This window comes from Candidatus Hartigia pinicola, assembly GCA_020541205.1.
Taxonomy (GTDB): Bacteria; Pseudomonadota; Gammaproteobacteria; order Enterobacterales; family Enterobacteriaceae; genus Hartigia; species Hartigia pinicola.
The window spans coordinates 1,998,823-2,021,653 of the sequence record CP048208.1 but is presented as its reverse complement, the minus strand read 5'-3'; the positions used below and the strand labels follow the sequence as shown (position 1 = coordinate 2,021,653).

Genomic DNA, 22,831 nt, shown 5'->3' with positions numbered 1-22,831 from the left:
CTTGATCCGGTTCAACAGCTTGATCCGGTTCAACAGCTTGATCCGGTTCAACAGCTTGATCCGGTTCAACAGCTTGATCCGGTTCAACAGCTTGATCCGGTTCAACAGCTTGATCCGGTTCAACAGCTTGATCCGGTTCAACAGCTTGATCCGGTTCAACAGCTTGAGCAGGTTCAATAACGTGATTCATTTCTTGGTTAAAACGGTATGCAAGATTAATGCTTAGCATGTTGTTATCAGGATTTACGCCTAGTTTTTCTGTATTATCACCCATTTTTTTAACCCATTGATACTCTAAACGAGTTGCCCATCTTGGATTAATAGCATACTCTACACCTAGAGCATAAACAGGAGAAACACCTATATCGTTCTTTTTGTATTTTACTTGACCTGCTTGATTAGCTTCTACACTTGTATTCCATACCATACCGCCAAAACGAGTATAAACATCTACATTATTTATTACTGGATAACTTACTTTACCGGTTAGAGCAATACCCATAGAGGTCAGATGTCCATTATTGTTAGAACCGTTATATTTCATTTTACCAAACCAATCATAATTGAGTTCAAAACCCATATATTGATTGTATTGGTAACCTGCGTACGCACCAACGCCTACAGTATTACGTTTAGTGCTGTTACCTAAACATTGAGCGTTACGATCAAGTGGAATGAAGTGAGTGTTTTCATAATGAGCCCAACTCAACTTACCACCAGTATACCAAGTATTGTCTTTTGGAGCTGCCTGCGCAATAGCTGCGAAAGCTGTCACTACCACTGCGATAGCTGTCTTTTTCATTTTTTTTACGCCTCGTTATCATCCAATATAGGCATGGCTTCAATAAGCCTGATTATTAGCCATTGGTTTAAAATACTTGCTAGGTTTCGTTGACATTATTCTAAATAAATACATAAAAATAAAAATATGTCATTACCATAACAAGTCTAAGTCTACAACGAACTTAAAAAGATACAAGTAAAGTAAGTAAAAATCGTTATAAAAATATTTGTAGCAACAAAATTGGAAAGATAAATATAACGTATTTAGTATTCAATGATGATTTATATCATTGATATTAAATATTTTATTTATTTTTAATAACAAATATAACTGAATATAAAATTTTACAAAAAAAATAATATTCACTAATATATAGTAATTCATATTAATTAATAGATTATTTTTTGCTTGTTATTAAATTCTAAGAGTATATTTATGTTTTTTTTGAGTACTATAATCATTAAAATAATTATTTAGCAAAACTCCTCAGTGAATAAGAAATTAATAGTATCGTTGATATCTCAAAAAATAAGTAATTATCACATTGTACAAACTGATATTTACATTACAATATTATTCGTAAAGTATCAATAATATATCTTATATTAAATTTATGTAAATAAAAATATTATCATAATATGTAGTATTGTGACTAAATTTTCGGTGATTATGAAGAATTGATTTGATTAAAGGTAACAATTAGCAAATTAATTAATGATATCTTACTTAAGGTGTTTTTTTCAATGATATTATAAGTCTGGTTTTAAGTGTCCGATAATATAAAAAATCATATTTAAAATGTTGCTTCCATAATCGTTTGGTTAATTTTCTCTATTCATACCTAATAATTTTTAATTATTTTATAAAGTTTTAGTTTTAATTTTATTTTTTTAGGTTGGTTGTATTTAGTAAAATTCTAATAAAAATCTATTTATATTTTATTACGTTGTATATTATAAAATATTATAATTCAATTAGTTATTGAATAATTTAGACTTACTGATGGGATATAAAATAATGATACAGCAAGTTTCTGTGTATTATTTTACTCACTCTATTTTTGTATTTTTATAATAATTTTATTGTAAAAATAATAATTCTATTACTAAGTGGTATTTTATTTTATTTATTATGTTTTTAATTATTTATTTACGTATTAAAAATTATTGCTTATGTTATTATAAATTACTTCTATATTACTACATTTGATATATTCGCTTAATTACGAAATAGTGGTATTCAGATACTTTTATTCATCAGAATAGAAAATATTTTAGTTAAAATTTTTAGAAATTGTTTGCCGTTACAAATGAACTTAGTACTTATTTTTTTGTAAAGATCCGTATAGTTTAATCATGACACATATCGTTTATTATGATTATATATTGAACTATTTGTTCATTATCTTATTTTTATTAAGGTTGTAATGTGAGACTTAAACAATGTATGATTGTAAAAAATAAAAGTAAATGACTGAATAATATATTTTAAAATTTTATGTTAAAAATGTTAAAATAGTTTTTTTAATTTTTGAGTAGATCTGAGTTGTAAAGTATACAGAGAGGCGGTTAGATTATTTAATCTCTTGAAATATTTATTTTGATACTCAATGTTTTTTGAGTTTGGAAGCAATAATGAGATATACTGATATTTTAGTATTAAATCAAAAAATAAAATGAATTACGTGCTATGGTATTTTATTTAGAAGAAAAATATTATTATATTCTGCAGTTGTGTAGCGTAACTAGATTGATATGACTATCTATTTTTTAATTTCATATTAGCGCTTTAGTTATTGTAAAATCATTTTAAAATAAATAGTACAAATCAGTTTTCGTGATAAAATTATACACTATTTAGTTCTAAAAAAATATTTTTTCTTAATGATTCAGTGATAACAATATCTAATAGCGTTAGGATGTCACAATATATGCAATACAATTCTTAGTAGAGTTTAAGTTATTTAAAATGTTAGTAAATGCAATATTTAATGTAATATCTACTTGCATCTTGAAATGGGATTTGTGTTGTATAGAGATATTGATGTTAGAGAATAAAGTTAGTTAGTTGTATTGACTGAAATTATTTTTAATCTTGTTTGAGATTAGTATGGTATAAAGTGTTAATAAAATTATACATGTTAAATAATTAACAAATCAAGAAAAAACCTTATTAAAAATTAAAATATAAAATAATTTTAATAGCTATTAACTTTATTAAGTTTTGAAGTTAGGTAATAAAATAAATTTTTAAAAAATTTATTCAAAATACAACTGAATTATATAAACTAAAATTTTCTTTTTAAGAAAACGGCAAAATATCTTTTATAATCTAATACAAGAGAACTTGTGTTATTAGGTTATTAGAGAAAATCACTTAGTGTTGATATAAATTCATATATCACATTACTATCGTTAAACTGCTTTATTTATATTAATTAAAAATATGAATTAAAAATTGATGTTATCAGATAATACAATGTATTTAAATAAAAATAATATGATATACATTTAATGTACTTATTATCACTGAGGTTTATTAAACTATTACATGTAACTGATTTTTATAGAATTTATATCAAATGATTTAAATTGAATATATTAAGTTATTGGTAATAAAACGGAAATAATATAAGTTAATCTAGAAAGATAAACTACAATACAATAAAATACAGGGCTAATCTTTTATACTGAAAATATTATAATTATTTATTCCGAATAAAATTCTATCTTGGTTTCTGCTACTAAGCATTTTTTAAATTTTTTAATGATAACATAATGAAAACTTTAATATCATAATAAATTATATTTTTTCATACTGAAATTGATTTTAAATTTGTTTGCTTAATTCCGCTTTTTAGTTTTTTGGTTAATGAGATTTATATACATCATATAAGAACTTCAGTTATAATTAATTTTAGTAATTTATCTATAACTTTATTTAATACTAAGAGGTGGCTTACTCAAAACATTCAGAGATCTAAAAAAAGATATTTTCTGAATACATCTCTCTTAATTTGATGCAGTTAAATATAATTCAGCAGTATCAGAAGGATAGATAATGATTACAGTCCAGAATTGATGTTTTTAAATTCCACAATGAGCATTTCAAACAGAAGTACTCATTGTATAATTTATTATTGCAATTTTATGAGTATGATGATTAAGCATGAAATAGGTAATGATAACTTAATTGTTTATTTTATTGAAATAAATAACGATACTTAAATAGTTGATTTAATTAATATAAGATAAATTCTTTCTATTATTCTTAATAAATTTATAGATATTGAGTTAATTAAAGAGTTATTTATTCATAATAATAAAGAATATTTTTATGAAAATTATTATGCAGTAACTTAATTATAATCATTCAAATGTTTTCTTGTTACTTTCACCATACAGTGTGCTTATATTTAGCAGATTACTACTTAAGTAGAGCAATGATATAGAGTACACTGTCTTATTATTTTATATCTTAAATTTATTAAATGTGATATTAGTCATATATAATATAATTTATATTAATAGATTATTAATGTAAATGAATTTTGTTATTATGTTTTTCTATTGCATAAGTTAACTAGTTTATTTATAAACTCGCTATATTTATTTGATAAATATGTATTAAGTTTTTATATTAAATAGTAGATGTTATCAATTATAATAGTAATAATAGCAATTATGATGATATTTTTAATTTATAATAAAATTTTGTTTTGAAAATTATTGAGTTTGTAAATATTTAAGATATTATACCTATTTTTTATTATCACAATATTTTATAAGATAACTTTGGTGTATCATAAATTACTATTTCATTTCAGTAGACAGTAGCGCTTCTAATAAAGAATGATTATCTGCACTATTTGATACATAAACTCTTTGCCAGCCATTTTTGTAGGCTTGATTTGCAATTCTTTTACTAACAACAAGTAAGCGATGGTTAAACCACCATTCTTTTATGTTATCGTCGATCAGTTCGTTTAGTAAAGTTAATAGTTGACTGCTACTAATAACAATATCTGTAATATTACTATGCATCCACTGTTGGTTAAATGTTATTTTTTCATGGAAAACTGGATGTCTTGTATAACATTCACAATACTCAACGTATGCACCGCGTGACCTTAAAGTTGAAGCGAGTAACTCTCTTCCACCATTACCTCGTAACAAAAGTGCACGTTTACCTTTAACAAACTGTAGTTCAGGAAGGTTTAATAAGGTTTCGCTAGTTTCGCCATGCTCAGACCAACGCGCTACTTTTCCGGTGATTTCTTGAAAATATTTACTTGTCGAGCGACCTATACCATAATAGTAGAATTTGTCTGACCAGTTTAATCCTTCTTGTTGTAAGATTAAATTCGCATACCATACGGCGTTTTTTGATAATAAAAATATTAAATCATGTTCATTAAGCTGTTTTAGTTTTGAATTTAGAACATTTAATTCATTACTTCTTTCAATACGAATGAGAGGTAAAGCAAATGCTGTAAAACCTTTTGTGTGAAGAGCGGTTATTAGCTCTGACACTGCGGGTTCAGGTCGAACAACGAGTATTTTCATATTTATGGATTTTTTGTATAAACAATATCTAAAATTTCTCGACCACCCTTATTAAGCAACTCTTCTGCAAGAGAAATTCCTGCTTGATTAGCTTTTTCAGGATCTGAGAGACGTTCTCCGCGAATAACTTGACTACCATCCGGTGAAGAGAGTAGTGCACGTAGCCATATTTGTTTTTCATGCCACGTAGCATAACTTCCAACTGGGACTTGGCAGTTGCTTTCAAGTCGAGTATTTATAGCACGTTCAGCGAGAACACAAATAGAGGTTTTTTTGTCATTGAGCTGAGTAATAAAGTTTCTAGTATATTCATCATTTAAACGGCACTCTATTCCTATTGCACCTTGCCCTACGGAAGGTAATGAATGTTCCGGTGATAATATTGTGCAAATGCGCTGTTCTAACCCTAAACGTTTTAGCCCAGCAACAGCTAAAATAATTGCATCGAACTCACCATTGTCCAGTCTTAATAAGCGTGTACCGATATTGCCACGAAGATCGCGCATAATAAGATCTGGAAGTAATTCTCTAATTTGACATTGTCGACGTAAGCTAGATGTTCCAATAACACTACCAGAAGGAAGATCATTAACACTACTAAAATGGTTAGAAATAAACGCATCACGAGGATCTTCTCGTTCACAAATTGTCACTAATCCAAGGCCTTCTGGGAATTGCACTGGTATATCTTTGATTGAGTGCACCGCTATATCTGCTTGATTTTTAAGAAGAGCAAATTCAAGTTCTTTAACAAAGAGACCTTTGCCTCCCACTTTAGTTAGCGGAATATCAATGATTGTATCGCCTTTAGTGACCATTGGTATAAGCTCAATTTGCAAATTAGTATGTATTTTTTCTAACTTTTTTTTAATAAAATTAGCTTGCCACATAGCTAAAGGACTTTTACGTGTTGCGATTCGGATGATATTTTTTGATGTCATTTCTTTATTTCTCAGGCATACATTTCTAAAGATTAATGATAAATTATTTCTTATTTTTATACTTTAGAAGTATATTTTTCTATATTAACTTGTAATTTATATTTTATTTATTATTCCTCAAAAAGAAAATTTTTCTCAATTATTGGATGAAAGAATAAGTAATAAAATTTATTGAAACTAGTTCATTCTAAAATAAAGAATATTTATAATTTATAATTCTAAAAATAAAGGCTTCTTTTATTTCAGTGAAAATTATTATTGGTATTGTATCAGTTTTAAAATAATAAGAATATAATTCGAAACAAAAGAAAACAGTATGTTGTGAGAGAATTAGTATATTTTATATATCATTAACATTAAATCTATATATTTTAAATAATAAATTTTATATAATCAAATTTATTATGAATTTATATAAAATTATATAGAAAAGCATATTTTCTTTACCATTATTTGATAAAGTGTTAAACTTACTATTGTGTTTTTTAAGATGTTTAAAAAAAAATCACAGATAGTCTTAACGACATATATACATCACAAATAATAATATAAAAATATTTTGAGAATTAAATAAAATGTTCTGAATATTTTAAAAATCGTTTGTTATTTAAGTGAGTTAAAACTTAAAACATTATAGTGTGTTTTAATTTGTTACATTCTGAGCTTCTCAGATTTTTATATTCATTCATCTAGGAGTATTTTGTATCTCTATATTGAAACTATAAAACAAAGACTTGATGCGATAAATCAACTGAGGTTAGATCGCGGTATGTCATCTATGAGTGAAGCCTTTTGTAAGGTTTATAACTTACTACCTGTATTGTTACATTATCATCATCCAATGATGCCAGGCTATATTGAAGAAAATGTCCTTCATGGTGTTTGTTTTTTTACTCCTGATTGCATTCAAAAAAGTTGGTTAGCGCAATTTGAAAAATATCTCCCATACCAACCGAAATTTAATGGTGAATTGCCTATCACAGGAATTTACTCCATGGGTAGTACTTCATCGGTAGGGCAAAGCCAATCTTCTGATCTTGATATTTGGATATGTCACCCTCCCTGGCTAGATAATGAAGAAAAGCATCTTCTGAAACGCAAATGTACATTGCTTGAAATCTGGGCTACATCTTTTGGAATTGATATGAACATTTTTTTAATTGATGAAAACCGGTTTCGTCAAAAATCTAGTGGACATGTTAGTGAAAATGACTGCGGGTCAACACAACACATTTTATTATTAGATGAGTTCTATCGTACAGCAGTACGTATGGCGGGCAAAAGATTATTATGGACAATAGTTCCCGTAGAAGAGGAGCGGAATTATGATGAGTATGTTATAATGTTATACACACAAGGCGTATTAACACCAAATGAATGGCTTGACCTTGGTGGATTAGGTGAGTTATCAGCTGCTGAGTATTTTGGTGCTAGCTTGTGGCAATTATATAAAAGTGTTGATTCCCCTTATAAATCGGTCTTAAAAAGTCTCTTATTAGAATCTTATTCATGGCGTTATCCAGTAAAAAAAACTTTAGCTTTAGAGTTTAAACATTATCTCCATGCTGGTGAGAATGTGTGTTATGGCCTTGACTCTTATTGTTTGATGTTAGAATTCATTACTCGTTATCTTATAGAAATTAATGACACTACTCGGCTTGATTTGATTCGCCGTTGTTTTTATCTAAAAATCTGCGAAAAATCATCTCAGAATCTAAAAAAAGAGTGTCTATGTTGGCGTAAAAATATTCTTTATCAGTTTGTGGAATCATGGGGATGGGATTCTGAGCGTTTAGCTATTCTGAATGCACACAATCAGTGGAAGATCGAAGAAGTGCATACAGCTCATGATGAATTTCTTGATACAATGATGAGAAGCTATCATGATTTAATTCGTTTTACTCATCGTAATAATTTAAGTGTAAGTGCGAGCTCGCAAGATATTGGGGTTCTTACTGGTAAGTTATATGAAGCTTTTGAAGTTTTTCCCGATAAAATGATATTAGTTAACCCGAAAATGTCTCCAAATATTAGTGAATAATATTTCATACTTATTTATCTGTCGTCAAAGTAAGTTGATCGTAGTGTCTGAGGTTTTTATAATCAAGTAGTTAAAATTGACATTATTATTGATTATAAAGTGTTAAATATAATTATTATTTAAATAAATTAGTATGTTAGTTTTATTTTAACGGGCTGCTAACTAAAATATACAACTATACTCGTTAGTTTCGGTGTTACGAGAAACGCTATTTAATCTGATATAAAATATATTAAGACATTTTTTTTCAACTATGCACCTTCAGAAATAGAAAAGCTTCATCTAGTTTCTATGAAATTCATTACTTCGTTATTATACTGAATACAGTATAAGACCCAACTGATGTTGATTTTAAGAAAATAGTATATTTACTTTTCAAAAATTAAATGTTTTCAGTTTTGGTAAAGCAACTTTTTTAATCAGTACTGTTAATCTTCTGTATATTCATGTATGCATAAGGTAAGAGCGCTGCATTATTAGTAATAAATACTGTGTGTTAGAATCGTTGAAAACTATTCAGGTGGAATATATTAAGACGCTTTTCCCCTAAAAGTCTAGGTTGCTTGTTTTAGCGAACATTTACAAAAAATTTCTTTGTACACAAATATAAAACTTATTTTAATATGTATTAAGCAATATGTATCTAGTAATTAGTGCGCTTTAAGTGATTTGCAAGCTCTTTGGTTGCAAGACAAAAGATAGAACTTATTTTTTGAACATTTAAATATTTTTCTTAAAAAATTAGATACAAAATTGAATTTTATGGTGTGATTACTATGTTAATGAAAGTATTATATATATTTTTTAAAAATACAGCTAATAATGTAGGCATTGATATTTATACATTAAATAAAGCGCATCGTATTGAAATTGATCTACATTGCGGAGGTTTGCAAGAAGACCTCGTAGGCGATGTGAACTGTTTTTATTCTTCCGTGCATGATTATTTTGCACGCACCACTAATTTAATACATTTTTACTTTATCAAAATTTTATTAAATTGTGACCTAAAAGGTAAAAAGAAAATGATTTTATTTTTTGGGCTGAAGTATATGATTTTGGTTTTTAAAGCAATGAATCTTACAGTATAAATTATTGGAGTGCTATAAAAGGTTTTATAATTATTACGAACCTGCTCAAGGTTTTTAGTAACATTATTCTTTCTTGTCTTACTAAAATAATAAGAACTAGCTTTGTTGTATCACTGAAAGGTTTTAAAAATAACATTACTTATTATATACATTGACTCACCTCAAGTATTATGTATACTTCTTATACTTTAAGCATGGTTATTGTAAATAATTATTAGAGTTGGTTCTTAGTAAAACTATTATCATATATAATGATATTAAATTTTGAAAAATAAAATTATTAGACATCCAGTCTACTTTATTAAAGTAAGAGTTTTTAATAGTTGATTAAATAGAATATGTTAGCATTGTTCAATATGTTAACATTATTTTGTTCTTTTTTATTAAAATCACAGATTAAAGTATTAATATAAATTCTAAATAACGCAATAATATAGTAAAATTATATTAGCATCAAAAGATATATTATGTCAATACCTTTCAAGATATATTCTATAAAATTATAGTAACAATAAAATATTATCAATACACAGATGATCTATCACTGTTAGTGTACGCATGTTATATTTATGTAAATAGAGTCTTGATAAATAAATTTTTATTGATAAATTTATTTACATTCTGTATATTTCGATTAAATATAATTAGCGCAGAATACAAAACGTCCTAATAAAATTTATATTTTAAGATGATAAAATCATTTTTTACTGTTAATTTTTATAAAATTTGTTATAGTACCTAAAATAATATTACTAAAATATAGAAAAATTGTTAAAATATGTAAATATTTTGTGTAGTGTATAATACTAGAATTTGGCGTTGTTGTATATATCACACATATTTAATAAGATTTAATTTTTCGTGTATAATCTATTAATTTTACTGAAATGAAATAAAGTAATATCATAATTTTTCTTAAATTTTTAATTCAATATAAGATAACAAAATTGTGTATGTTTTTTGTGATCTTCTTTAAATTAAAATTAAGATAGATGCTTTTGTATGTATTTTACTTTCATTTTACAATCATGCATTGTTTAATGTGATGTAAAAATTTCGGAAATATCACATCCTATTTTAGATTTTATTGCTACATCATGAAAATTATATTTTACTGCGACTGTTGATAATAAAGGATTAATAGTAAAATAATTATAAAAAATTAATTCAGTGTAATTTCATAAGTTTAGTTTGCGTAATAATTTTTAAGTATAATAACAAAATACATGGATTTTTTATTCTATTATTTAATTTAGACACTGCATATTATAATATTAAAATCAGGGTTAGTTTATCATCTAATTTTTTAAAATAAATATATAAAAATAAGAATTTTTATAAAAAATGTAATATCAGTTATGAAGGTATTCCTTGTAATCCATGACAATTACTACATTACATATTTTAAATAAAACTTATTAAAAATTTAGAACATAAGTTTGTATAGCACCATATTATCGTGATGAGTTTAATATGAATGATATAATTTTTAATTATCTACTTAGTTGAGCATGTATGCTTCACTAATTGATTTTAATGTCATTATTATTTTAAAACAGCTACGTTCGTTACGATATTTAGTTTTATAAAATTAGTAAGATTTTTAGATACCTATGTTAGAATTTTATAGATAATTAACTAAATAATAAAAAATGATGTGTGGTGAGTAGGAAGCTTTTCAAGATATTATAGCGATACTATAATATTAACGTAGAAATTGTAATATAAATATGAAATATTAATAAATTATAATAATAAACACTCAGTAGTGTATTGTGTAACTTTTATTAATATTTATTTGTAATAATTTGTTAGTATTACTACAGCGTTTTTAGTTAATTGATTTATTATCTTTTATTAATAGGACAATTTTTATATTAACTATATAAATGAATAAGAAGTAATAATATTATTAATGTAATGTTTTATCATAAATTAAAGAAAAATGTTTTCATAATCTTTAAAAAAGAATATTAAATATTAATTTTTACAAATTACGATATGTCTCTATCAGAATGACGTTAAATCATATGAGAATTTTTGGTATTTTTAAAAACTGTTGAATAGAATTAAGTAATAATTTAAAGATCTATTATAAAATATATAATTAAATTTAATTTAACAGGATATTAATAAATGATTTAGTTCCTAAAATTATTAATATATTACTTAAATTAAGTATGAAAAGATTCAGATAAAATACAAATTATTAAATATAGATTTTTATATATGTAGAACATATTAATAATAAATAATTTTTAAAACGTTTCATACATTACATGTTATTTATTTGAAAATATTTGTATTATTATAATAATTATATTAAGTTTTTAATGAAAATATAATTAATGTAGCTAATTAATTATATTTTCATTTTAGAGTAAATTAATATTTTAATATTTTCATTGAAATTATATGTTATAATATTATTCATTTTAATTTATGAAATTAACGAAACAGGTCAAACACTATTTATATGAATATATTTTTAGTAAATTCATTGGTGATAATTATACTATTTATTAATATCGAATAAGATTATAATTAAGTTAATATATAATATTGATTTTTAAAGTATATATACAGGTAACTTTTTATTGAATTCATTGTATTCATATTTATTATATTATAAGGTATTGTTATATTAATTAAGATATAATAGTTAGAGTGTTTATAGCGATACTAAATTTTTTCATATGAGTAAATTATTTTTTGATATCTGTATGTTACTTATGTGACGTTAAATGTAATATCTTTTATTATACGTGAGGTGCAATGTATGAAAAAAAAATAGTTATATTATTTTTTCTGATGTTATCGTTGTCTCTTTCTAACTGTGGGTTAAAAGGCCCTCTTTACTATATTCCTGGAGATAAAACAATATCATTTAAATGTTAAATTGAGATATTAAGCTATAAAAATATGATCAAAGATTCATGTACATCACTCTTAAACGAAAAGGTTATACGTTACTATGGAACGGAATATGCAATTTTCTAAAATGCATAGCTTAGGTAATGATTTTATGGTAGTGGACGGTGTGACACAGCATGTTTATTTTTCACCTGAATTAATTAGTCATCTTGCCGATCGACATGAAGGTGTTGGTTTTGATCAACTATTATTAGTTGAGGCACCTTATGATCCTGATGTAGACTTTCATTATCGTATTTTTAATTCAGATGGTAGTGAAGTTTCTCAATGTGGTAATGGTGCCCGATGTTTTGCACATTTTGTTCGTGTTAAAGGGCTAACAAATAAACAAAGCATTAAAGTTAGCACTCAGTCAGGGCAACTGGTATTAACAGTTAATAAAAATAATAACATATGTGTAAAAATGGGGATACCTGAATTTAATCCGAAAAAAGTTCCATTTCAGGCAGTGAAAATTGAAAAAAACTATATTATTCAATTAAAAGAACGTAAAATATTGTGCGGTGTTGTATCACTTGGTAATCCTCATTGTGTGCTACAAGTTAAAAATATACAAACAGCAGAAGTCAAAAAATTAGGTCCTATACTTGAAATGCATGAATGTTTTCCTGAACGTGCAAACATCGGTTTTATGGAAATTGTTAGTATAAACTATATCCGATTGCGTGTTTTTGAGCGTGGAGTAGGTGAGACTAAGAGTTGTGGAAGCGGGGCTTGTGCAGCAGTTGCCATTGGTATTCATCAAGGATTATTATCGAGTCGTGTTAAAGTTGACTTACCTGGTGGATCAATTGATGTTAGTTGGAATGGTCCAGGTAAATCTTTATATATGACTGGACCGACAATTCATGTTTATGACGGGGTACTTCAATTGTAATCTTTTATAATTATTAAGAGGGTAAAAATAAATAAAGTAGAGAGAAATACAGACATGATTTATACAATGAATAAAAATCAAGTAGTCAAGTGATTGAATCAATAATCTGATTTTTGTGTTTGTTATTTATATGTATTACGTTCATTTTTAGTTTTTTATATTATGCAGAGAGCTACGTGCTTCCTGAAGTTATGATGTATTGTTAATATTAGCAAATTAAAAAAATTTAAGAAGAATGTTTGTTTTATAGTAAAATAGTTGAATAAGAATATTATATTAATTGATAATTCAATTGTATTTAATAATGAGTATTTTATAGTGGATGGTTTGTAAAATATGTTATTTTATTTTGATTTTTTTTAGGAAAATAGTTTGATAAAATATTTTAATCTGTTTGTTTGAATAATTTAAATGTTTAAAGGATTCAGAAACATGCATTTTATCTTATAAAATAAATATGAGTATAATTTTTATGTGTATATTTAATTGTAATACAAAGTCTGGAATAACAATTTTATTAATTTTGTGACGGTAAACATGATTAAAAAAAGAAGAGAATAATTACAAGTTATGAGATTATGCTGTTATTTATAAATTTTATGTAGGTTTAGATCTACCTTTGTCATCAACTATAATAGATAATTTATTGTTATTAAAATTCTAAATGAAATACAATAGAGAATTATAGTCAGACTAATACTGATAAATACAGAATTTAATACTATTGTATAGTTTTGTAGAATTATAAAATGTAATTATATTTCCATTACATCAGTCTCAAGAAACGTTTTTGATAAAATAGATTAGTCAAGTTATTTTTTTTAAAATGAGTAGTATACATTGCTATAAATTGACACATTCACTTACAATAAATTTTTCAAATTGTAAATGCTAATACAATATTATAGTTAATGTTATAATTATTAAATATATCAACAATTATATTATACTAATAATATTATAAAAAAATAGTATTATAATTAATTATTATTAGATGATTGATATCATTTAGAATTTAAAATCTATGCAGTAAAGTTTATAGTAAAAATATAAATAATGAAAATATACTCAGTATAATTAAGGGAAATTTACTAAAATACCAATATCATATGTGATCACTTGAAAAGTTTACAATATATAGTTTTTATTTAATTCACTTTAATAAACAAATGCTACATTCACACTATAACATGCATAAGTAGTTTAAGAATAAACAATTCGAACAAGGTTTAATCATAATATAAAACTACATAAATAAAGTTATTTATTTGTAGTATATATTTTAAAATAAAAAAAGTGATTTTTGATATAAAAAAGACGTTTAAGTGACTAAAATTTATCGTAAACATAAATTTATACATTTTTAATTTTAGCATCTGAAAAATGTTTATAATATAGATGAGACCAGAAGTAAAAGGAAAAAAACTTTAATGCATTTTTACCGTCCTTTATCTCCCATTAAAGCTGTTACATTTGATTTAGATGATACATTATATGATAATCATTCTATTATTAATAAAACAGAAAAAGAAGTACTACGATTTATTCGTGAATATGATCCACAGTTTAGTAATTTTACTACTGAAACACTAAGCATGTTTCGAAATATTATCAAGAAAAAACAGCCTTGTATATATCATAATATTACTCTTTGGCGTTGGTTATCATCAAAAACGATGTTTGGCCATTATGGGTACAGTTCTAAAAATGCTAAAAAAGGTGCAGATGATATTATGGTGCATTTTACATATTGGCGTAATCAAATTAACATTCCTTTGTCAACGCACGAAATTCTTAAGAAACTTGTAGGTAAAGTACCTTTAGTTGCTATCACTAATGGAAATGCTCAGCCTGAAGTTTTTGGTTTGGCTCGTTATTTTCAATTCGTATTGAAAGCAGGTATTGATGGTCGTTCAAAACCTTATTGTGATATGTACCAATTAGCTGCAAAAAAGTTAGATATTGAACCTCAAGCTATTTTACACGTTGGTGATAATTTAGTAACAGATGTTAAAGGTGCAATTAATAGTGGTATGCAAGCCTGCTGGTTTAATCTTAATAATAAAACATTAATTCAAAAAACAAATACTTATTTATTACCACATGTTGAAATTTCTCAATTATCTTCTTTATTATTATTAATATAAAATAAATAATTCGTATCACCTTAAGCTGATAAGTGAATTCATTTTATATAAATTTCGGAAATCATAATCAACTATGTTATTTTAGTTCATTGTATATGTTCAATGCTTATATCATTTATAGTATGATTAAAGTATAATTATACATTTATATAAAATATAGTACTTATAATATAATAACTTTTATGGTAAAAATGAACGTCTCTGATCTAATTGAAGGACTCAATAGTAAACAGTATGAAGCAGTTTCTGCTCCATTAAGTAATTTATTAGTATTAGCAGGTGCAGGAAGTGGCAAAACTCGTGTTTTAGTTCACAGAATTGCTTGGTTGATGTCAGTTGAATATGTCTCTCCATTTTCAATTATGGCTGTTACTTTTACTAATAAAGCAGCAGAAAAAATGCGTAATCGTATCAAGAAATTGATTGGTTCGAGACAAGATGATATGTGGATCGGTACATTTCACAGTTTAGCTTATCGTTTATTACGTCAACATTATATTGATGCTAATTTGCCAAAATATTTCCAAATCCTTGATAGTGATGATCAATATCAATTAATTCGTCGTTTATTAAAAATGATGAATTTAAAAGAAAAGCAATGGTCACCTCGTCAAGGAATGTGGTACATAAATAATAAAAAAGATAAAGGTTTGCGTCCTCAGAATGTTGAGTCTAATAATCATCCTATTAATATTACATGGTTAAAATTGTATGAAGTTTATCAAGAATCCTGCGATCGATCTGGATTAGTTGATTTTTCTGAAATTTTATTGCGCGCTCATGAGTTGTGGTTAAATAAACCAGATATATTGCAACATTACCGTGAACGTTTTACTAATATTTTAGTGGATGAATTTCAAGATACTAATAGAATCCAGTATACATGGATACGAATGTTAGCAGGTGAAACAGGAAAAGTAATGATTGTGGGTGATGATGATCAGTCAATTTACAGTTGGCGTGGTGCTCAAATTGAAAATATTCAACGTTTTTTAAATGATTTCCCTGGTGCGAAAACTATTCGTCTTGAACAGAATTACCGCTCAACTAATAATATTTTAAAAGCTGCAAATGAATTAATTGCTAATAATAGTGACAGATTAGGAAAGGAGTTATGGACGGAAGACAGTGATGGTGAACTTATTTCACTTCACTGTGCTATTAATGAGTTAGATGAAGCACATTATATTGTGAGTTGCATACAAAAGTGGAAAAAAAATGGTGGAATGCTTCAAGATTGCGCTATGTTATACCGTAGTAATGCTCAATCACGTATATTAGAAGAAGTACTTATTCAAAGTGCGCTGCCATACCATATTTACGGAGGACAGAGATTTTTTGAACGTCAAGAGATTAAAGATACATTATCTTATTTAAAATTAATTATTAATCGTGATGATGACGCTTCTTTTGAACGAATTATTAATAGACCACCACGTGGAATTGGTGATCGTACTTTAGATATTGTACGTCAAACAGCCCGTGACCATGAGTTGACATTATGGGAAAGTTGCAAATATTTACTTAGAAAACACATCCTGAAAGGTCGAACGGAGGCAATTCAACATTTCTTACAGCTTATTGATAAATTATCTAGAGAAACACGGGCGATGCCATTATATATACAAACCAATGAAATTATTAATAAATCTGGTTTGCGAACTATGTATGAACAGGAAAAAAATAAAAAATCCCAGGGACGTATTGAAAATTTAGAAGAATTAGTTAATGCAACTCGTGATTTTAGTTATCCAAATAAAGATCAGAATTTTATGGCATTACAGGCGTTTTTATCTCATATAGTATTAGAAGATAATGTAAATAATATTAATATCAATCAAGATGCTGTTCAACTTATGACACTGCATTCAGCGAAAGGTCTTGAATTTCAAAGTGTATTTATCATCGGAATGGAAGAGGGTTTGTTTCCCAGTCATCTGTCGATAAATGAAAGCGGTTTTTTAGAAGAAGAGCGTCGTTTAGCTTATGTTGGAATTACTCGAGCAATACAAAAATTAACCATTACTTACACAGAAAGTCGTCGACTGTATGGTAAAGAAGTTTATAACCATCCGTCTCGTTTTATTGCTGAACTTCCAAATGAGTGCATTAAAAAAACTCACCTGCGTGAGATAGTTTTAAGTAGCTATAAGGATCGCGGAACTACAAAGACAATGAAACACAATTATCCTACTTATGTTCTAGGGCAACGTGTACGTCATTTTAAATTTGGCGAAGGTACTATTATTGATTTAGAAGGAAGCGGGGAAAAACATCGTTTAAAAATTATGTTCCAAAAGGAAGGTGTGAGATGGCTAGTAGCCTCTTATGCACGTTTACAAGATATTTAACTATGAATTTTAAAATTATTAGAACATTCATTCTATAGTAACATACCTAATTTTTATTTTATTTACAATTTAATTTTAATATTGTTATAACGTAAAATATTTATTAATAATAATTACTTTACATTGTAATTCGTAGTAGATGACTTAATCTATTCATTTATAATGATGGATTAAAGAAGATAAATTGATGTTTAATTATGTAGATTAAGCATGTAAATTTATTAATTATTTTTAATAATATTGTATAAGTGAAGAATTTATAAAATTTATTTTAATATAATGATTTTATCTGTTCTTTTTAGAATAAACACTTAATTATATTAGTGAATAAATATTTTAACACATTAACGTTAGTGACTAATGGATTAAAATAAAATATTTTAGAAAATTTAACGTATCTCAGGTATTTTATATACTATTATATAGTATAAAAATTGCTTTTCATTAAAAATGCACATCTTCTTAATTTTTACAAGAATATCGTTGTATGTTTTATGAAATACTATAATAAAACTGCGTTTTTCTGAATATTTATTCACATATGTTAAGAAAAGAAATATGTATATTTAAAGACTATGATTTGAATTAAAACTGTAATCATTACAGAATGTATCAAATTAGACATTTAAAATACGCTTATTATAGCTTTAGTAAGTATAAGAAAAAATTACTTACAAGTAATAATAGGAATTTATTAGTTTATATTAATCATTTTATATATAACAGATCTTCATTGCAATGAGTAATATTGTAAATGTTATAAATATATTAATTCATATCTCATTGTTAGATTTTTAAGGTAAAATTTTTATTTGAAAGTATTATTGATTTTTTTTATTAAGAGATAGTGGTTAGCGCATATTGTTTTTAAAATAAAAAAACAGATTGATGTTAATTTTTATATTAATATAGTATATTTATTAATTTTATTCACTAGAAATAAAAAATAAATAATATTAAATAGCATCAAAGAATACTTGACTCCATTGTATCATACTATACCTGACATTTATATAGTTAAATTTTTTATATCAGATTGCTGATCTCAAGTATCTGCTCTATTTTTTACATTTTAACAGAAAAACCATAAATATTTAAAAATTTTTATGTTAATGCATCATTTTTTTATTATATATTTTAATTATGGTTATATAAAAGTTTATTAATTATATTATCACTGATTGATTTATACATGATAATAATAAACTGATTTTGTAAAGTTTAATTTATATTTTATAATTATTTTAGAATATAATTAAAAATATTTTTTTTGATATTTATGATCTTTAGTGAAACTATTTTCTATTTTAAAAAAATTCTATCTATTAATTTAGATAGAATGTATTACTTATATAACACATCATTAAATGTATTTCTTTCTTGTGATTTGTAAATTTTTTAGTTTAAAATCTTTCAATTATTAAAAAAGTAGGAAATATTTTTTAATTTTTACTTAACTATTTTTATTAAGACAACATAGCTAAAATATAAGTGATACAAATAGATAATGATGATTATCTCATAATTTAAATAAATTTGTATTGTACTATTTCACATTTTTTAGGTAGTATATTTTATAGAAATTTTTTTCGATGAAAGTGAAAATAATAAAATATTTGTAGTTAATTTGAAGAGTAAATTTCTATTAAAATTTTTTTATTTATTAAAATAGATAAATAATTTTAAATGATTATTATTTTAATTCAATATTAAATACATAATATCTTAAATATATTTAATTACAATTCTTTTAAATATCAATTAAATTAATATATTAAAAATATTTTAAAATAATTAAAAGTAGTGAGTTAAAAATTAATATTGTAAACTATGTACTTTATACAATATATTATTATAATTGTTATGCTAAATATTTAAAATAAATTTTTAATAATATAAAAAATCATCTGTGTGCTTAGATATAATTTTTTAAAAAATTAAACTATATTATCTATAAAATATATACAAAAACCAATTACTGTATTTTATAAGTTTATACGGTTAAAAGTAAAATATAAAATTTAGATGTGTTAATTTTAGTATTTTATAATATTTATATAAACAAAAAATATTATCATAATTAAAATTAAACAAATTAATTTAGTATGAAATTTTTATATTTATAGATAAATGAAAAATAAAAGTTTTTAAATTTATAGAATACTATTCTATAATTTTACATTCTATATCAATTATATTGATGAATTGAATATTGTATATTATTATATATAATTTTTTGAATAAAAATAATTATCGGTGTTTATTTTATTTTTTATCATTACATGTTAGTGTAATATCTTAACGTCTATTATCTATCTAAGATAATGATAATATTTACATTAAAATTTTTTAATTCAATATAATATTATTGATAAATAATATAATATAAAGAACACTAAATTAGTTATATTAATAATATTATAAGAAATTTTACGAAATATCCGTTACGAAATATCCGGTAATAATATTTTCATATCGAAAAATTTTAAAAATAAATTTCTTCTATTATTATATATAGCATCTAATTATTGATAAAATATCAATAATTAGGAAATTTTTAATAAAAGTATAATAATAGATTTTTTAGTTTGTGTAAAGAGATCTTATCGTGATGAATAATTTTAATAGTTTATTTAGGTATATTTTAGCATGATATCAATCTGTACTATTAATTTTTTATTTTTAGTAAATTTCTTTCGAGAATCTAAATTACATTTTGTTTATTTATTATAATTCAATAATTAAAATAATATATATTCTATATATAAAAAATAAATTCTTACCTGATTTTTAAGAAATATTTTCTATTTAATAATATATTTATATAGTATGTATAATTATGCCTATCATTTAAAAATATTTAGAATTTTAATATAAGTTTTGTTAATACTATTTATTTTAGATTGTTTTAATAATATATATTGTAATTTTAATTATAAATTATTAAAATAATTATTTTAAATTTCATATTAATAATTTAAAGAAAATATATTAAAATTAAATTTTATATTTATATAAAAATAATTCACATACTCATTTGATATAATAATTTTATAAAATAAAAATATTAATGTTATATAGTATGTGACGTATAAATTGATAAACGCATAATTTAAAATAAAAATTTACTTGATTGAAAGATAATTTTACAGTTGTTATCATTATAAATCATTTTTTAGTATTAACTACGTTAATTTTGACTATTTTATAAATATATGTGTTTTATAAAAAAATTATAGAAGTTTGATTATATTGAATACACTTTATTATAAAGTTTAATGAAAATAGATTTTAATTATTATCATAAATAAACAGTTTTATAAAATTAAAATTTTGCAGAAAAAATCTATAATAATTTTATGTTTAAATATATAATTAACTTTATATAACAAAAAGTAATGAATTTAATATAGTATATAATCATATTAACGATTCCTTGTTTAATATTTTTTTATTTATTCAAAATAAATATATTTATAATAACATATTCTAAATTAAAATTATTTTTTAGAATTTAAATAATTTGTATATATTATTTATTAGATATTTTATCACAAAAAATAATAAAAATACTTATTTATAAATAATAAAATATTATTTAATATCAGTATTACGATAAATATAATTTTTTAAAAATATTATTTTACTTAATATTATATTAGTTTAATTTCTATTAAAACATTAATTTTTTTAGTATTATTTACTTTATAATATGATAATTTTATGAATTTATTAATAATAAAGTATATATGATTATTTTATTTCTTTAGTTAAGAAATAAAATAATACGGAATCTACAGTTAGATCTAGTTATTATAGATTTTTAGTCTATCTAGTCATTTTAAAAATAAAATATTTATTAAAATTAATTATATAAACTAAAACATACTTAAAGATTTACTAGACTCTAGTAAAAAAATATTTTATTTTTAAATATATTAAATTATAAATTAATAATTTATGAATATAAAATTTTTCTTTTATATAAAATATTTTATTAAATTTACACTGAGATCGGTTAAGATCGGTTAGTTAAAGTTATATTAAAAATTTATAAAATTAAATTAGATATTTGTAAAATATAAAATGATTATAGATCTATTTTACAATTATTGATATCATTTTAATAAAGATTCTTAAATATCTCGCTTTAATAAATAAAAAAATGAATACAAAATTAAATGATTCACTCAATAGAAAAATCAATTATTAATGTTAAAAATAAATTACTGAACAGTTGCATAACAAGAATTGAAATCTTATAAACAAGTAACTTGAATCGCTGATTTATAATATTGTAAAATTTTCTTTAATGCGAAAAGGGGGAATTGAACCCCCACATCCTTAAGGATACTAACACCTGAAGCTAGCGCGTCTACCAATTCCGCCACAATCGCGACATCACAAAACTGGGGTGGCTAATGGGGTTCGAACCCACGACAACTGGAATCACAATCCAGGACTCTACCAACTGAGCTATAGCCACCATAAAACTACTTTCAGAAGTAATTTATATTATTATATGAATTTATATAATTAAACATACCGTTTAATGGTGCGCCCGACAGGATTTGAACCTGAGACTTCTGCCTTCGGAGGGCAACGCTCTATCCGACTGAGCTACGGGCGCGTAGCGCCTGTGAGTATAGATATTACTGATTTAATTACCTTCTGTCTAGTTTTTCATTAATATATTAATTACGTATTTTTTTTAACTTTCCTGATGCAGGGAGTAGGTATTTTTTATAACTACATTATTAAAGAAAATATATATAATGTAGCTATACAGTCTTTTGTATTAAAAACAAAAAAAGAAATTTTAGATTTAAAATTAAATTGTAATGTTTAACTATTCTTCTAATTGTTTTAGATTAAGAATATTTTAACTGATTTAAAATAGTTAACCTAAAATTAGGATATTACATATAGGATATTTATGTAATTGTTTTCTAATTAAAAAATTATTGAGTATATAAGATTTTAAAACTTTTGCTTATATACAAGATTATTGTCTAATCAATTTTTAAGTATGTTAGTGATTTTTTTTGTGTAGGATACATATGATTAAAGTATTTTTATATGCAATATCGTTTTTTTATA

8 protein-coding genes and 3 tRNA genes are annotated in these 22,831 nt (G+C 24.0%); 5 read left to right on the top strand and 6 right to left on the bottom strand.

All coding sequences use genetic code 11. The features are described 5' to 3' along the window. From GFV14_RS03675 to hemC, 3 genes are all read right to left on the bottom strand, one after another. Positions 1–802, bottom strand: an 802-nt coding sequence (locus tag GFV14_RS03675) for an outer membrane beta-barrel protein (RefSeq protein ID WP_457914307.1), incomplete at its 3' end; no start/stop codon positions are given. Between the two features lie 3,794 nt (positions 803–4,596). Beyond that, the gene (locus tag GFV14_RS03670; RefSeq protein WP_457914306.1) at positions 4,597–5,349 is read right to left on the bottom strand and encodes a uroporphyrinogen-III synthase; all 753 of its coding nucleotides are present in this window, start codon (positions 5,347–5,349) and stop codon (positions 4,597–4,599) included. A gap of 2 nt (positions 5,350–5,351) precedes the next feature. Next, positions 5,352–6,290 (bottom strand): hydroxymethylbilane synthase, encoded by a 939-nt coding sequence (hemC, locus tag GFV14_RS03665; protein ID WP_457914305.1) that lies wholly within the window; start codon positions 6,288–6,290, stop codon positions 5,352–5,354. Positions 6,291–6,990: 700 nt separating this feature from the next. On the opposite strand from hemC, the gene GFV14_RS03660 reads away from it, so the two are divergent. The 5 genes from GFV14_RS03660 (at position 6,991) to uvrD (ending at position 17,731) form a co-directional block, all read left to right on the top strand. Then, positions 6,991–8,331 carry a class I adenylate cyclase gene (locus GFV14_RS03660; RefSeq protein WP_457914304.1) on the top strand — a complete coding sequence of 447 codons (1,341 nt, stop codon included), beginning with the start codon at positions 6,991–6,993 and terminating at the stop codon, positions 8,329–8,331. Positions 8,332–9,107: 776 nt separating this feature from the next. Beyond that, positions 9,108–9,422, top strand: coding sequence for a class I adenylate cyclase (locus GFV14_RS03655; RefSeq protein ID WP_457914303.1), 315 nt, complete (start codon positions 9,108–9,110; stop codon positions 9,420–9,422). Between the two features lie 2,986 nt (positions 9,423–12,408). Continuing rightward, positions 12,409–13,233, top strand: coding sequence for a diaminopimelate epimerase (gene dapF, locus GFV14_RS03650; RefSeq protein ID WP_457914302.1), 825 nt, complete (start codon positions 12,409–12,411; stop codon positions 13,231–13,233). 1,430 nt (positions 13,234–14,663) lie between these two features. Next, positions 14,664–15,380 carry a 5-amino-6-(5-phospho-D-ribitylamino)uracil phosphatase YigB gene (yigB, locus tag GFV14_RS03645; RefSeq protein WP_457914301.1) on the top strand — a complete coding sequence of 239 codons (717 nt, stop codon included), beginning with the start codon at positions 14,664–14,666 and terminating at the stop codon, positions 15,378–15,380. Positions 15,381–15,571: 191 nt separating this feature from the next. After that, positions 15,572–17,731, top strand: coding sequence for a DNA helicase II (gene uvrD, locus GFV14_RS03640; RefSeq protein WP_457914300.1), 2,160 nt, complete (start codon positions 15,572–15,574; stop codon positions 17,729–17,731). 4,313 nt (positions 17,732–22,044) lie between these two features. Here uvrD and GFV14_RS03635 read toward each other — a convergent pair. From GFV14_RS03635 to GFV14_RS03625, 3 genes are all read right to left on the bottom strand, one after another. Next, positions 22,045–22,128, bottom strand: a tRNA-Leu gene (locus tag GFV14_RS03635). Positions 22,129–22,141: 13 nt separating this feature from the next. Next, positions 22,142–22,217: transfer RNA gene (locus tag GFV14_RS03630), tRNA-His, on the bottom strand. A gap of 67 nt (positions 22,218–22,284) precedes the next feature. Next, positions 22,285–22,361: transfer RNA gene (locus tag GFV14_RS03625), tRNA-Arg, on the bottom strand. Between the last annotated feature and the right edge of the window lie 470 nt (positions 22,362–22,831).

What these genes read in the sequence shown, in the direction of transcription:
- yigB (WP_457914301.1), top strand. Translation starts at nt 14,664, where the DNA reads ATGCATTTTTACCGTCCTTTATCTCCCATTAAAGCTGTTACATTTGAT.
- dapF (WP_457914302.1), top strand. Translation starts at nt 12,409, where the DNA reads ATGCAATTTTCTAAAATGCATAGCTTAGGTAATGATTTTATGGTAGTG.
- hemC (WP_457914305.1), bottom strand. Translation starts at nt 6,290, where the DNA reads ATGACATCAAAAAATATCATCCGAATCGCAACACGTAAAAGTCCTTTA.
- GFV14_RS03655 (WP_457914303.1), top strand. Translation starts at nt 9,108, where the DNA reads ATGTTAATGAAAGTATTATATATATTTTTTAAAAATACAGCTAATAAT.
- uvrD (WP_457914300.1), top strand. Translation starts at nt 15,572, where the DNA reads ATGAACGTCTCTGATCTAATTGAAGGACTCAATAGTAAACAGTATGAA.
- GFV14_RS03670 (WP_457914306.1), bottom strand. Translation starts at nt 5,349, where the DNA reads ATGAAAATACTCGTTGTTCGACCTGAACCCGCAGTGTCAGAGCTAATA.